This window comes from Liquorilactobacillus nagelii DSM 13675, assembly GCF_019444005.1.
GTDB lineage: Bacteria > Bacillota > Bacilli > Lactobacillales > Lactobacillaceae > Liquorilactobacillus > Liquorilactobacillus nagelii.
In genome coordinates this window covers 61,604-76,180 of the sequence record NZ_CP049305.1, presented here as the reverse complement: position 1 = coordinate 76,180, position 14,577 = coordinate 61,604, and the positions used below count along the sequence as shown (strand labels likewise).

The window sequence follows — 14,577 nt, the reverse complement described above, 5'->3', positions numbered from 1 at the left end:
CGTTCCTAGGAACTGTTTGCACATAGTTTGCTCTAAAGTTTGCATCTAGTTTTTTCCTAATGGCTTGTTTTGATACACCAAATTCGTTAGCAAGTTCTCTAATAGTTTTAGGCATTATTTCCAAACCCTTCGGAGTTCAGCAAGTGCTTCTTGTCTCGCTTGATCTCTGATCTTTTTATCGTGTTCAATCTGCTGTTCAGCTAAAGCTTGTTTTTCAATGGACCCTAGTGGTAGTCCCTTAACTTTATCCGTTGCACGCCATTTCTCTTAATCTGTTAGTTCACTATTATGCTGAATATTGAAAAGCTTTTGACGTTCATCTTGAAATTGTCCTTGTGAGAAGTCGTTTGTATCTTTTCTTTCTAATATTAAAAAAAATAAGCTGCAGCTAGTTCTTCTTTACTCTTTTTATGCTAACTCCAATTTAGTACATCAACAACTCTTTTCAACCACCATAATATATGTAGCATCACTTTTACTCGATCAAAGGTTGGAAAACTTCTTAATCCGATAAATCTGTGACCTTGAAGTCCCAATTGTTCTAGCAATCTGTGCAATCGGCACTGGTGGATTTTGCTGCAGCATTTGCACTATCTGATGATACAGATAACGTTTCCGGCGGTCAGGTGAATCTGGTGCATACAAACGGACAGCGCCTTTATAAGCGCCACGTTGTTTAGCCAGCTCAATTCCCTGCCGTTGGCGTTCGCGGATTTTGCGCCGTTCTTCTTCAGCCGTGTATTTATAGATCTCCAATACTAGGTTAGATAATAAAGCCTTCAAATTTTGGTCTTCGACCCCTGCGAAACTTGGTAAGTCCAAAATATTTAGCACAGCTCCCTTATGGCGGACTTCTTCAATAATTTCCGTCAAGTCACGTGAACTTCGACCTAAACGATCCAAACTCAAGACGACAATCTCATCTTGATCATGAATATATTCCAACATAACTTTTAATTGAGGCCGGTCTGCATTCTTCCCCGAAATTTTTTCGGCAAAGATTTTTTGCACACCAGCTTTTTTGAGTGCCTCTAATTGACGATCTAAGTTCTGTTCAGCGTACTAACCCGTGCATATCCGACTTTCACTTCTGAATCCTCCTTGGTACATCTAAATGGTACAGACGTTTTTCTTAGTATAACACAACTAAAAAAATGTACCACTAGGGTACACTTAAAAGAAACACTTTAAAAGCTAAACAACATTCTAAAAACCAAAGAAATTGTTTTTTCGATAATTATAGTTTGTAAAATTTTGGTTATCCAGATTTTTTATTATCTATATAAAAGTGTTTTTAATTATACTACATAATAATGGCGCTTTCACCTTGTTAACATTCTTTTTAAATTTTACGGCAAATTGTAGTCTCTTCTAAAATTATTTATACATTCGGGAAAAACCTCAAATTATGGCCAGTGTTTTAAAATAAAATAATTAGCCTTCTAAGTAAAGAGAATTTAAAGTATGTTATTTTGGCAATAATTTCAATCAAAATAAATAAAACAGATGTTTTGACTTTAAATTCTATAGGCTGTACTATGACTATAAGCCTAAAGGTAATGATATGCATTAGTAATACCTTATGCTTAATAAAAAATATCATGATAAGAGGAACAAGTTATGAGTAATAAAGATGATAAAATTAACTCGTTCAGAAGCCGGAAAAAAAAGGCGGGGAAGCAGCTGCTAAGTCACATGATAAAGATTATTATGAAAAAATTGGGAAAAAAGGCGGAAAAGCAACTGCCGATTCTCATGGTGATGACTTTTACGAAAAAAATGGTGAAAAGGGCGGAGAAGCAACCGCTAAGTCACATGATAAAGACCATTACGAAAAAATTGGGGAAAAAGGCGGAGAAGCAACCGCTAAGTCACATGATAAAGACCATTACGAAAAAATTGGGAAAAAAGGCGGAAAAACAACTGCTAAGTCACATGATAAAGATTTTTATGAAAAGATTGGAAAAAAAGGCGGAGAACAACGAAATAAATAACCTTTAGACAAATATAAAATAAACCTAAAAAATAATTATTAATTAATATCGGTCACCTAGTTAAAATAAATTGCCAACTAAGTAACCCCTTAGTGATCACCGATCACTAAGGGTTACTTTAATTTCAAGTTGTTATTATAGCTAGTACACAGTGCACATAGATTGGACAAGTATAGTGAGCATTTTTATGCTAGTGAAGCTAAAACACTAAGCAAAATTGTGAGAATAAAAGGAGCGCTTATAATTCAACTAATTAAGCGTTATCCGTTAACAACAGAACCACCATTAACATGGATAGTTTGTCCAGTAATATATTTATTTTCTTCAGCTGCTAAAAATAAATAACTTGGAGCTACTTCGAAAGCCTGACCTGGCCTTTTAAGTGCATTACTTTTGCCCCATGTTTTTAGTTGTTCAGAAGTAAAAGTTGCAGGAATTAGGTGTCCAGATTGGCCCCGGTGCTACTGCGTTTACCCTAATCTTTTTTTCTAATGTCTTCATTCTGCGCTAATGACCGAGTAAAAGATAAGATTGCTCCTTTGCTTGCAGAATAATCAACAAGACAGGTGAGCCTGCATATGCCGTAATAGAAGTAGTGTTTATTATTGAGCCACCTCTTCGAAATAGAGGAAATATTGCTTTAGTCAACATAAACATACCTATAACATTTGTTTTGAAAATTCTTGTGACTTCACTCATTGGAATATCTAAAAAATGTTCGTGAACATGTTGTTCACCAGCATTATTGACAAGTATGTCAACATGACCAAACTTCTGTGAAGTTTCTGCTGTTATTTTTTTAATAAAGCCTTCATCAGCAATGTCCCCCGATAAAACTAAAACTTGGCGGCCTATTTCCCGTATTCTTTTAGCTATATTATTAGCATCTTTATCAGATTCATAATACACTATTACAATATCTGCGCCTTCTTTAGCAAACAAAATCGCAGTTGCAGCTCCGATACCACTATCTCCTCCTGTAATTATTGCAACTTTCCCTTCAAGTTTGTGAGCTGGAATATAATTTGGATCTTCCAGTAAGGGTGCATGCTTCAACTCCTTTTCCGTATCGTTTATCAAATAATCTTTTTTAGGTTCTGGTTTTACCACCACAATCAGCCTCCTTAATAGGGTTAAAAAATATTGGTTTCAAAAACGGAACGTGTATTTAAAACTTAATCCAAGCGTAATGGTTTAGCTTTTTAAAAACAAATTATTTGTTTTGGTAAACATTTATTGTTAAGCTCTACTTATATCAATAACCTACTATAAAGCAGTAAAGTGAAAGCTTAGCTGCACTGCTTCTTTTTTAAATTTAATTTTCCCAAGCTCTAAAATTTAAAGCAAGTTCTTAACTTGTCACTAAGGAAGGTTAATAGTATGAACATTTTAATTTGTATAGAAAACTTAAAAATGGATGGGGTTAAAAGAGTTGCCACCGTTGTTGGTAATAGCTTAGCTAAACAAACACAATATCTTTTATTATTCATTGTCCTCAGCAGGTTTCTTTTTTCCATTTAGAAGCTCCTTTGATTAAAGCCAAACATCCAATAAATCAGGAAAAAGTTTCCGTGAAGATCTCCCACTAAAAAATTCAAGTTACAGATTGCAGATTTAAACACAACCATAAAAAAAGAGAAGATCGATATTGTTCTTCTGAATGCAGGACTCTTTACTAAGCTTTATAGTCCGTTAATAAAGGAAGCAAATCCTACACTAAATTAATCGCTTGGATGCACAATAATTATAAGACTTATATGAAAGAATACTATCAGGATATGCGGGTTGAATTTATTGCTGGACTTGAAGCGGTGGATACAGTCGTAACTTTAACAGAAAGCGACCTTTTAAAATTTTCAAAACATAATGTTAATACATAAAGATCCATAACCCAGTTACGCTGGTGTCTAATCATAAAAGTAACTTGAATAAAAAATGTTATTGTAGCTGTTTGCAGAACAGATGTAAAACATAAAGGACTTGACTATTTGTTAGAATTGGCGCAACGCTTGCCCGATAATTGGCAAATAAAGTTGGCTGGTGATGGGCCTGACAAAGAATGGTTAAAAAATGAGGTTCATAGCAAAAAAATAGAGAAACAATTTATTATTTTAGATTCCTTACCCGACGAGGAATTACAAGAACATTATAGAAATGGCTCAATCTTTGTAATAACTTCTAGGTGGGAGGGATTTCCATTAGTTATCGGTGAAGCTATGAACTTTGGGCTGCCAATTGTGAGTATGTGGAATACAGGTTCACAAGAATATTTACAAAGTGGAAAATATGGAATAATAATCGCAGACCATAATACAGAGCATCTCTACAGAAAACTATTACCATTATTGAAAAATATTGACTTGCGACAAAATTTGGAAACCTTGCAACACAACGGTCACACGACTTCCGACTACCTTATATTAATGAAAAATGGAATTTACTTTTTAGTCAATTAAATGAGCAAAATTAAATTTAAATTTTCCCTATTCATATGGCCAAATATGGATTTGTTTGGGACCAAGTAGGTATAATATGAAGAGTTTTTATTCTTTATGGAGGTGAACATGATTTTAAAAAACTATATTTTTAAAAATAAGAAAATACTTGTGGCACAAGAAAAAGAACGGATCGACTGGGTTAGTTTAATAAAACCGACTGAGGAGGAAATAAAATACATTACGTCAAAATATTTTTTACCTAGAGATATTATTCGCGAAAGTTCTAATTTAAATACAGCCTCTCACATTAATTACATTACTAATCTAAAACAGCAGCAAATTACTGAAATATTATTGTTATGTGCTGGAGAAGGTACATTTGGGAAAAATAATGTTACTACGGGCTATCCATTACTAATACTGCTAGTTGATAGTACCATAATAACCGTTACTGACATTATTTTACCTTTCATAGCCCCCCCAAAAAAATTAGGCGAAGTTAATAATAATAAAGAAGAGTTAGCCATACACCTTATAAGTTCAGTTTACGAAGAATTTAAAAAACAGCTTCTAAAAATAGAAAGTGAAATAATAGGAATAGAAAGAAATATTCATAAGCTCCAAACTAACAGCGCTGGGTTAGACAGGCTTGCTGCTTGTCAAAAAAGCATCGTGTTTTTAGAAAGCGCTTTAGAAAGTAATGAAAAACCTTCCAATATATTTTAGAACACTGTGAAAAACTCTTTTTAAACAACGCTAAGTATAAGGACAAGCAATACCAACTACGTATCCAAAGATTGCAAACGCTAAAATTAGCAAAAACCCTAACTACCTTAATTTCCCAATTAAGTGACATGTTCAGCAATATCATTTCATATCAGTTAAATATCATTATGAAAATTTTAACAGAACTATCAATTATTATCACTATTCCCACTATCATAGTTGGCCTTTGGGGTGTTAATACTAAGGTTCCCTTCCAATCTTCAATGCCTGGTTTCTTTATTGTATCCATAATTACCGTTATTGCTACCCTAACATGTTACATTGTACTAAAGCATATAAAATACCTTTGAAACCATGAGGTAAATAAAAGAAAATTAATACAAAAAATAGGCCCTCAGAGAGTTAAGTCTGAGAGCCCGTGAGTGACGTGGGTTGATTAAGTCCACTTAAAAGGATAAAACCCCTTGTTTTCCATTTACCTTACCTACGTATTATCATTTCATAGCTATCAAGTCCAGTATGCTATACTGGTAAATGGCTACAACACAAGGCTGGTTGCCTTTAATTAAACTGTATGCTACGCTTTGCAAGTAACATTTACTTTATCTGTTTCTCTAGTTATTCAACTATTTATCATATACTTGATATTTAGAAATAACAAGAAGTAGATACAAAAATACTGGGATTTAGTTATCCTGGTGTTTTTATATATTAACATGCATGTTTACTAGTTAAAAAACTTTTTAATTTACATAATGCATCTTAATCTAAGTATACCGCTGTATACTCGCAACTACCCTACTCAGCAACTTAAAATCAACTTACTAATTTTACCAATTTCTTAACTAAAATTGGTATAGTTATTTTACTTCGCAAGATTCTTATTAACCTAACTTTCTGAACTTGTGAATTTCAAATCCCCTACTTTGAAACCTCACTTACATTCTTAACAAGTTATTCAATAAATATGAATACCTTTAGTTGACTTCTGTTCTTGGCTGGCTTAGTTTTTAGGAAGCCTGAAGCGATATGAGCAAAGTTTTTCCCTTAATTTTGCAGAGAAAAACAAAAAAATAACGTGCAGCTCAGTTTTTGAGGTTTCCCCTCGCTTCACTCACAAGTAATCTAGTTTCAGCTTCTTACAGCTATCTTAACAATTAAGTTTTTTACTCACCAGCAAAACATGCCCTTACTGTATGTTAAGACTCCATTCATGTTACCACTCTAGCCATTAGTCAGCAGCTTCTATGTCTGCAGGTCGGCTCTGAACCCAGCCTACAGATCAGATTACAGAATCCATAGACTACTCAATTATTTTTGTGAAGTTCTGGCTGAGTTCACCAGATGTCTACTTTTTAGCGTTCATCCATAAGCAGCTGTCGCATATCGAAATATGAAACCTATGTACTACTAACCTACTACTCAGCTTGTCTCCTGAGTTTTGAAAATCACCACATTGAACACACTAGTAAAATGTGCTACAATGAGACCATAAATAAAGACTTAGTTCGGGTCATTCCAATACGCCAATATTGGGTGGCTTTTTCTTTTATGTAGAAGCTTATCTATCAATAGATAAGCTTCTTTTTGTTATTTATAGATTACTCCTTTTCATCTCTAGTGTAAAGCTATTATGCAAAAAATCACCTTTTGATAATTTAGTACACTATTCTCCTTTTCTCTTAGTACACTATTCTCCTTTTCTCTTAGTACACTATTCTCCTTTTCTCTTAATCTCTTTTTACACTAATCTCTTTTTCTCTTAATCTCTTTTTCTCCTTTTTAAATTATTATTATTGATTAGAAGGCCTTTTTATAGTGTTTATTCTCTTAATCTCCTTTTCTCTTAAGGTACTAAGAGAATAGGAGATTAATCTCTTTTTCTCCTTTTCTCTTAGGAGCATAATCTCTTTTTCTCTTTTTGATAAACAAGTATAAAGGAGATTTACTACATTTTACTTTACTTTTAAATAAAATTGACTTACTATGTATTTAATGGAGGTGTCTAAATGACGTATACAATAATTAACGCTCAACAAAAGGGTGGCGTAGGTAAAACAACAGACACAGTAATGGAAGCAGTAGTGGCCGCCACCGTATTTAATAAAAAAGTGTTAGTCATAGATACAGATCTACAGGGGAATGCAACTCAGTTTTTATCAAAGACTTTCGGAAATCCTGAAATTCCAAACACTTTAATGGCCTGCTTGGAAAAAGAAGACCTGTCGCAAGGAATTGTACACTTAGCTCCGAAGATAGATTTAATTGGGTGCGACTATGACATGCGTAACTATACCGAATTCCTGGATAAAAAGTTTAAATCATTAACAGATAAGACCTTCTATTTAAAAAAACTTTTAGATCAGATCAAAGATAACTATGAATTTATTTTCATTGATGTTCCACCTTCCACAGATATTAAAGTCGATAATGCTATGGTTTGTGCCGACTATGTTATTGTTATTCAAGAGACACAACAATTTGCTTTCGATGGATCAAAGCGTCTTATTCTTACATATTTACAAACTTTGGTAAATGATTTTGGGAATATGATTAATGTTCAAGTTGCTGGTGTCTTGCCAGTTCTTTTACAGGCGCGTAGACCTTTACAGCAAAAAATAGTTGATGAAACCATAAAATATTTTGGCCGTGATAACGTATTTAATAACATTATTAACAATCATGCTAGATTGGAATGGTACACAGCACAAGGAATTCAATTTGAAGACTTTCATGATAAAAGAATTTTTGCACTATATGCAGATATATTCAAAGAATTATTATTAAGAATCAAATCTTTTGAAAAAACTGGTGATGTCGTAGATTTTAAATATGAACATGAATTTATTAATAATAATAGGCTCACTGAAAAAGGAAAGGGGCTGACGCTTAGTGGCTTTACTGAAGAGGGATAACAATGTTCAACCAAACATCAAAAATACTGCCGATGTTAGCAGAAATCTTTCAATCAAAAAAGAATATAAGGCTAACGAACGAAAGACCATTAAGGTTGATCCACCTGTATATGACTTAATTAAAAGTATGTCTGTCGTTACCGATACTAAGATGTACGATTTAGTTAATCAGATGTGTAAAACCTACTTGGATAATAATGTTTCTCAACGGCAAAAAGAAACGATCCTGCTTATGTTAAAACAAAATGAAAAATAAAATTCAACAAACAAAATCAATGAGAATAAGCATTCAGTTATAAATAATAAGTTATCTCAAGAAACACCCAAATCAAGCAAATCAGGTTAAAGTTTTGAATCGTGAAGAAAAAAATATTAGGTAACTAACTACATTCAAAATATGATTAATCCTCATCATCCGAAAAACATCCACTAATATCAACAGAAAGGTACTCTGCTTAATTTTCAGAGTATCTTTTTTGTTACTATACTGTATTTTGACATCAAGTTTATTAGATTTTGCATAAGTTTTCCTATCATAATTAGGGCGATAAATTATAACATATGCTAAGACCATTAATTACATGGTATTAAAAAAGCGACACAATCGTTGAGTTATGTCGCTTTTCTGTAATCAATGAAAGTGGTCATTTAAATCTATAATTAATTTTTTAATCTCGTCACGAACCTTACGGAATACTTCTAGTTGCTCTTCTAATGTTCCTGTTGCTTGCGCTGGGTCAGATAAAGGCCAGTGTAAACTTTTTGTTTGCGGGGGAAGCATAGGACATTTATCCTTTGCATCACCACATAAAGTAATAACTAAATCTGAAGTATTAAAATACCTTAGATCAATTAATTTAGAGTAGTGGCTACTAATATCTACTCCGTCTTCAGCCATAACTTTAACAGCATTTGGATTTAGTCCATGCGTTTCAATACCCGCGCTTTCTATCTCAAAAATATCGGGCGATAGTATACTTTTGGCATATCCTTCAGCCATTTGACTGCGACAAGAATTTCCTGTACATAAAAAATAAATTTTTTTCATTTTAAACCACCACCGATTTAATTTGTGTAACATCGTTATACACAATAAAACTTAAATGCAATGTTTCAATGCCTATTAAGGTAATATAACATTAATCATCAATAGGTAAATTACTAGTTATCCTGTATAATAGTTCAAGTAGAGAAGTTAAGGCGGTGACTATTTCCTTAAAGGGGGTGGTGCTTATGGTGTAAAAACTATAAACTCACATTCTAGGAAAGGAGTAGCCCAAGTGTCCGTTTCGGACGCTTTACAATTAATGCTGGCTTTCGGTACTTTTATCGTGGCCTTAATCGCATTAGTTGTTGAGTTGATTAAAAATCAGCAAAAAAAATAACCGCCTTAGCTCTGGCAAGCTAGCGGTTATTTAATCGTATTAAGTTATGCCACCGTCTTAAACGGTTCTACATGGGAAGTCTTGTTCAAGCAAGGCTTCTTTTTCTGCTTCTATTATATCATGTCTGTAAAAAATTGGGTAGTAAGGTATTTTTCAGCTTATTTTTTATAACAAATCTATTTCGTGTCTTATAAAGGCTATGAATTTTTTATTTATTTTTGTATTTTTTTAAAATGGGTTCAACTAATTCTTTTTCAGCTTTTTTTCGAGCTTGGATTGCACTTTCCTTATCTTTAAAATATCCTAGCTCGTAGCGTATATGTTTTACTGTGATATAGCTACGCCACCTCTTATCACGTTTACTATAAGAAACCCCTGTTACACCACTAGAATTATTTGCCTTTAATTTGTCGCTTGTTGCTAGTTCCAATATAGATAGTTTAGTATTTTTTTCACGACCGTCATTTTTTCTAAAAGTTTTTTTTATCTTCTCTTGTATCTTTTCATCTTTGTAAATATTTTTCCATTTTTCTCGTGCCTTCTTTAATTGACAACCACAACTCTTGGTAGTTCCTTGAATAAGTTTTGTGCTTGCCACGTCGGTATAATTACCACAATCACATTTACAAAACCATGTAGTACCCGATCCCTTCTTAACACCAACGGATTGTCTTAAAACTGGGTTCTATAATATTTGGTACTGATAGAAAAATCTTCTCTCAGTACCAATTTTGTTTTATGATAAAAAAATAGAGATGAAGACACACTTCATCTCAAAGAAACAATCCCTACACTGAAAGGAATGTCCTACATGAAGAATTGTACACTGGATCTATTGGGAATTAAAGACTCACACCTGGAATTTGATCCAAAATATAAGAATAAAGTGATAGCTGCAGGATTTTACCAACATAAAAAAGTCCGCAAGATCCATTTGCGGCAATCTTATCCTTGTGCTTGCCCAGTTTGTGGTCAAAAAATGCGCTACAACGGTTTTAAAACCGTTGAGATGCTCGGTTTGCCTTCGGGTGGGATCACAAATGTTTTTTCGATCCGCAAACAAAAATATCTCTGCCCGGCTTCAGCTGCCTGCCCTAAAACTATTACAAAACTTGCGGAGATCAAGGACGTCAAGGCTAACGACCAAATCTCACAAGCCGTTAAATATCAGGCTATTTCTAAATTAGACCAGAATATCTCACAAAAAGATATTGCCGCTGATTTTGGGATCTCTGGAATGACAGTGATGCGCTTTGCGCAAGAGCTCTCAACTTACTTAAGGCCCAATCATCATTTCTTACCGCAAAATATCGCTTTTGACGACTTTAAAGCGGGCAACTTTTCTAGTAGCGGCATGAGTATCATTGTCATGGACATTGCGACACGCCGCACGTTAGATATCGTGCGTTCTCGGCATAATACATACTTACGAAGTTACTTTTTACAATATGACCGTCAAGCTCGCTGGGCAGTCCAAACGGTCACAGTTGATCTGTACTCGCCTTATCGATCCTTGATCCATGAGATCTTTCCGCAAGCGCTGATCATTGCCGACCGCTTCCATGTCGTAACCCAAGCTTATCGGGCCTTAAACTTAGTTCGGACACAAACCATGAAACAGGCGGGACAGGGTTCGCACAACGCACGTGCTTTGAAACATTATTGGAAATTGTTAACTAAAGACTCGACCAAACTTGATTTTAAAACCTATCGTAAAAGCAGAAACTTTCGTAATATGCAGTTATGTGAACAGGATATTGTGGAGCGTTTATTAAATATGTCCTCCGCTTTGCGACAAGCTTACGTTTATTATCAAACACTTTTACAAGCTGTCCAGCAGCGAGATCCAAGGCTCTTAGAAAGTCTAACACGTTCAGCTGCAGGCATGCCTGAGCCCATCAAAAAAACTAATCGTACCTTGCGTAAACATCTACAAGAAATCAAGAACAGCTTTCAGACGACCTTTTCTAATGGACCCGTGGAAGGAACAAACAACAAGATCAAAGCCATTAAAAAGACTGCTTACGGTTTCCGGAACTTTGAAAACTTCCGTTTACGTCTTCTCATCGAATTAAAGAATAGTTATGTCAGTTTGAATTTTCATAGTCACATTAAAAAAGCTGCTCATTCCATTCAGGAACAAGCAGCTTGACCAAGTAGACCAATTGCTTATTATTTTTAATAATTCATTTCATCAGTACCACTTGATAAAGAACCTATTATAAAGAAGAAAGTTTAATGGCTGATTTATCTGTGTTTTTATTATCAGCAGCAATTAAGTTATAGATGTTTTCTATGTGCTTAATATAGCGAGAAATATCAAATTTCAAAACTGTTTTTTTGATATCTGTATGATTATATTTACCACGCAAACGATAGATTTGCCGGCATGCAGCTATAAAAGCTTTTTGGTCGTTCATTGGAGTTAAAATTCCATTGTGGGAATTAATGATGTCTGCCGGTCCAGTAGGACAGTTTGTTGAAACAATTGGCAAGCCATAAGAAGCAGCTTCAATAACAACCATTGGGAATCCCTCATATTTTGAACAGAGCAGCAGGCAATCAGCTTCATTAATTGCTTCCCAAGGATTAGGCATCCAACCTTGCCAGTTAATGTTTTGTGAAATATGCAAATCATTTGCTAATGTTTTTGCTTTTGGAAGATCAGCTCCCTTGCCAAAGATGTCCAGTTTCCAAGGAATATTAAGCTGTGCCATTGATTCAAGAAGCATACGTACATTTTTTTGATCATCCAACAATATTCTTCCAATAAAAATTGCATGGAAAGGAGCGTTAGCTTTAGGTGTGCTGATTGTTTTCTTATTTACAGTGCGGATAGGATTATAGATCAGAAAGATTTTTTGGGCTGGGACCCCGAGTTTGATCAACTGTTTTTTTATCCCTGTACTAATTGCAAGATGATATTCTGAGAAAGCAAGTTCTTGACGAGCAAAAATGTTTGATTCAGCAATGGAGGTATGTCCCCAAGAAACAATTTTATAATGAAGGTCATATTTTTTCCTGATCTGATAGGCAGTTACACAAGCTCTGCCTTCGAGTCCCAAAACGATATCTGGTTCTGCTGCTAAAACATTTTTTTCAATAAACTCTTTTTGTGCTTGTGTATCTTGTGCATGGCAAATTTTAAGTTGGTAGCCGGTAGTACGTGTAATCCATTGGAGCCATTCAGGTTTTCCGCTTTTAGGGATCAAAACCTGATATTCATTTTTTAAATCTTCGTTGACCAAGTTCGAAATGACTCTTTCGGTACCGCCATGTCCCTCTAAATACTGTGTTATTAATGTTATTTTCACGATAATTCATCCTTTCATTTTATGAAGCCAACATTAATCTGATGTAATCTTAAATAAGTTGTATTAGTGAGTCAGTAATTGTTAATTAACTTAAAAATTCTAAAAATAGTTACACCGCATTTGTTAATTATAAAAAATTTAAAACACAATAATGCAGTTGTAACAAAAGTACAGACAGCTAAGGTATGTGATTTTGTTTCAAACAAATGCAGAACTCGATTTTAAAATTCACCCGGCTTTCATTTTATCAACAAAGAAAATAGTTTACTTATGGCTAGTTGGATACATAAGAATGGCATTATTTAAATAATAAAAAAAATAAAGGTACAATAACCTTATCCAAATGGTTGTTGAACTGATATGACAATACAGAAACTAAAGAATCTATATTATACTTACCCCCATCTAAACTTTATTATAGATCTAATCAACATAAAAACTCAAATAGTTGAATTTTGTAAACAAAAGAGAGCGTAAAATATCTTGTGTAAATGCATAAAAGATTTCTGAATTGTATAGAAATAGGGAATGCCTTCCCTTATGATATTTAGTAACCACAGAAAACATCACAGGAGGCATTCCCCATGAATGAACTTACCACAGAAATTATCGCTGCACTAGCCCAAAAGCAAGATTTGGACGAAGTTTTTCGTCACCACCTCGAAATTGCGATTAACCAGCTGCTTCAAACCGAATTGGCAGAGTTTTTGGGTTACGAACGCTACTCATACGCTGGGATTAACACTGGTAATAACCGCAACGGCAGTTATGAGCGCTCGTTTGATACGAAGTACGGCCAACTTAACTTAACCATTCCTCGAGATCGCAATGGCCGGTTTGAAAATCATACCTTGCCAGCCTACGGTCGGCACAGTGATAATTTAGAAACAACGGTCATTCAGTTGTATACCAAGGGAATTACCACTGCTGAAATTGCCGAACTCATTGAGAAAATGTACGGTGCTCACTACTCCAAAGCCACGGTTTCCAACATGACTAAAGCCGTCAATGAACAGGTTCAAGCTTTCCAGCAACGTCGACTGGCTTCACAATATGCGGCCATCTTCTTAGATGCCACTTACTTGCCGTTAAAGCGGGATACCGTTCAAAAAGAAGCCGTTCATATTGCGATTGGCATTCGTCCAGATGGTACGAAAGAAGTGCTGAACTACCAAGTGGCGCCAACGGAATCGACTGGAATCTGGACTGAACTGCTGGGAACCTTGATCAAGCAGGGCGTTAAAGATGTGCTGTTGTTTGTGGCCGATGGGTTAGTTGGTTTGGATGAAGGCTTGAATCGGCATTTCCCTAAAGCCAAACGACAACGTTGCCTGGTTCATGTTGGGCGTAATTTGATGAACAAAGTTCGTGTGAAAGACCGTAAGGCCGTGATCAATGACTTAAACAAGTTCATCGAGCTGCCAATCGTGAAGCAGCCGAACTGAAACTGAATGAGTTCGCCAACAACTGGCATCGTACCTATCCCAAGTTAATCAAAGATCTGCTTAAAATGCCGAATCTGCTCACTTTCATGGACTTTCCACCAGCCGTTCGGCAATCACTCTACTCCACTAACTTGATTGAGAACTTTAACAAGCATCTCAAGCGCACCACCCACCACAAAGAACAATTTCCAACGGAAGATTCACTGGATCGCTTCCTGGTTTCTCAGTTTAATGCTTATAACGAGAAGTCTCTGAAGCGGATCCACCGAGGGTTCAAAGGACTCCAGGACACCTTGGAAGCATCATTTATTTAAGTTAGATACATATTATATGTACGAAGGCATTTCATTTACACAAGAT

At 35.0% G+C, this 14,577-nt stretch carries 12 protein-coding genes and 5 pseudogenes; 10 read left to right on the top strand and 7 right to left on the bottom strand.

Features of this window, described 5'->3' with window-relative positions:
* The 3 pseudogenes from G6O73_RS12925 to G6O73_RS12720 all read right to left on the bottom strand — a co-directional run.
* A pseudogene (locus G6O73_RS12925) lies at window positions 1-115 on the bottom strand (DUF536 domain-containing protein); the annotation flags it as partial.
* Window positions 108-363: pseudogene (locus G6O73_RS12920) on the bottom strand (replication initiation protein); the annotation flags it as partial. The pseudogenes G6O73_RS12925 and G6O73_RS12920, both read right to left, overlap by 8 nt.
* Before the next feature lie 120 nt (window positions 364-483).
* Window positions 484-1,088, bottom strand: a pseudogene (locus G6O73_RS12720) (recombinase family protein).
* A gap of 532 nt (window positions 1,089-1,620) precedes the next feature.
* Between G6O73_RS12720 and G6O73_RS12715 the strand changes: the two are divergent.
* Window positions 1,621-2,001 (top strand): hypothetical protein, encoded by a 381-nt coding sequence (locus G6O73_RS12715; protein WP_272876768.1) that lies wholly within the window; start codon window positions 1,621-1,623, stop codon window positions 1,999-2,001.
* 253 nt (window positions 2,002-2,254) lie between these two features.
* On the opposite strand, the pseudogene G6O73_RS12710 reads toward G6O73_RS12715, so the two are convergent.
* A pseudogene (locus G6O73_RS12710) lies at window positions 2,255-3,107 on the bottom strand (SDR family oxidoreductase).
* Between the two features lie 620 nt (window positions 3,108-3,727).
* Here G6O73_RS12710 and G6O73_RS12915 point away from each other — a divergent pair.
* From G6O73_RS12915 to prgO, 6 genes are all read left to right on the top strand, one after another.
* Window positions 3,728-3,874 carry a hypothetical protein gene (locus tag G6O73_RS12915; RefSeq protein WP_245002977.1) on the top strand — a complete coding sequence of 49 codons (147 nt, stop codon included), beginning with the start codon at window positions 3,728-3,730 and terminating at the stop codon, window positions 3,872-3,874.
* 108 nt (window positions 3,875-3,982) lie between these two features.
* On the top strand, window positions 3,983-4,450 hold the full coding sequence (locus tag G6O73_RS12910; protein WP_245002976.1) for a glycosyltransferase: 468 nt from the start codon (window positions 3,983-3,985) through the stop codon (window positions 4,448-4,450).
* A 108-nt stretch (window positions 4,451-4,558) separates the two neighbouring features.
* Entirely contained in the window at window positions 4,559-5,158 is a 600-nt protein-coding gene (locus tag G6O73_RS12990) for a CorA family divalent cation transporter (RefSeq protein ID WP_272876767.1), read from the top strand.
* A 71-nt stretch (window positions 5,159-5,229) separates the two neighbouring features.
* Entirely contained in the window at window positions 5,230-5,508 is a 279-nt protein-coding gene (locus G6O73_RS12985; protein WP_272876766.1) for a CorA family divalent cation transporter, read from the top strand.
* A 1,659-nt stretch (window positions 5,509-7,167) separates the two neighbouring features.
* The gene (gene prgP, locus G6O73_RS12695) at window positions 7,168-8,073 is read left to right on the top strand and encodes a ParA superfamily DNA segregation protein PrgP (protein WP_003691186.1); all 906 of its coding nucleotides are present in this window, start codon (window positions 7,168-7,170) and stop codon (window positions 8,071-8,073) included.
* Window positions 8,051-8,329, top strand: coding sequence for a DNA segregation protein PrgO (prgO, locus tag G6O73_RS12690; RefSeq protein ID WP_003691188.1), 279 nt, complete (start codon window positions 8,051-8,053; stop codon window positions 8,327-8,329). The genes prgP and prgO overlap by 23 nt, the downstream gene beginning before the upstream one ends.
* Window positions 8,330-8,704: 375 nt before the next feature.
* Here the strand turns inward: prgO and arsC are convergent, their stop codons facing one another.
* Window positions 8,705-9,121, bottom strand: a complete 417-nt coding sequence (arsC, locus tag G6O73_RS12685) for an arsenate reductase (thioredoxin) (RefSeq protein WP_003691189.1) — start codon at window positions 9,119-9,121, stop codon at window positions 8,705-8,707.
* Window positions 9,122-9,353: 232 nt separating this feature from the next.
* On the opposite strand from arsC, the gene G6O73_RS12680 reads away from it, so the two are divergent.
* Window positions 9,354-9,458, top strand: coding sequence for a putative holin-like toxin (locus G6O73_RS12680; protein WP_046870757.1), 105 nt, complete (start codon window positions 9,354-9,356; stop codon window positions 9,456-9,458).
* Window positions 9,459-9,666: 208 nt separating this feature from the next.
* Here G6O73_RS12680 and G6O73_RS12675 read toward each other — a convergent pair whose 3' ends face one another.
* Complete coding sequence (locus tag G6O73_RS12675) at window positions 9,667-10,056, bottom strand: AP2 domain-containing protein (protein ID WP_003691192.1); 390 nt, start codon at window positions 10,054-10,056, stop codon at window positions 9,667-9,669.
* 213 nt (window positions 10,057-10,269) lie between these two features.
* Between G6O73_RS12675 and G6O73_RS12670 the strand changes: the two genes are divergently transcribed.
* Entirely contained in the window at window positions 10,270-11,610 is a 1,341-nt protein-coding gene (locus G6O73_RS12670) for an ISL3 family transposase (RefSeq protein ID WP_003691194.1), read from the top strand.
* Window positions 11,611-11,677: 67 nt separating this feature from the next.
* On the opposite strand, the gene G6O73_RS12665 is transcribed toward G6O73_RS12670, so the two are convergent.
* Entirely contained in the window at window positions 11,678-12,772 is a 1,095-nt protein-coding gene (locus tag G6O73_RS12665; RefSeq protein WP_003691196.1) for a glycosyltransferase, read from the bottom strand.
* A gap of 584 nt (window positions 12,773-13,356) precedes the next feature.
* On the opposite strand from G6O73_RS12665, the pseudogene G6O73_RS12660 reads away from it, so the two are divergent.
* Window positions 13,357-14,531, top strand: a pseudogene (locus tag G6O73_RS12660) (IS256-like element IS1310 family transposase).
* Window positions 14,532-14,577 lie beyond the last annotated feature (46 nt).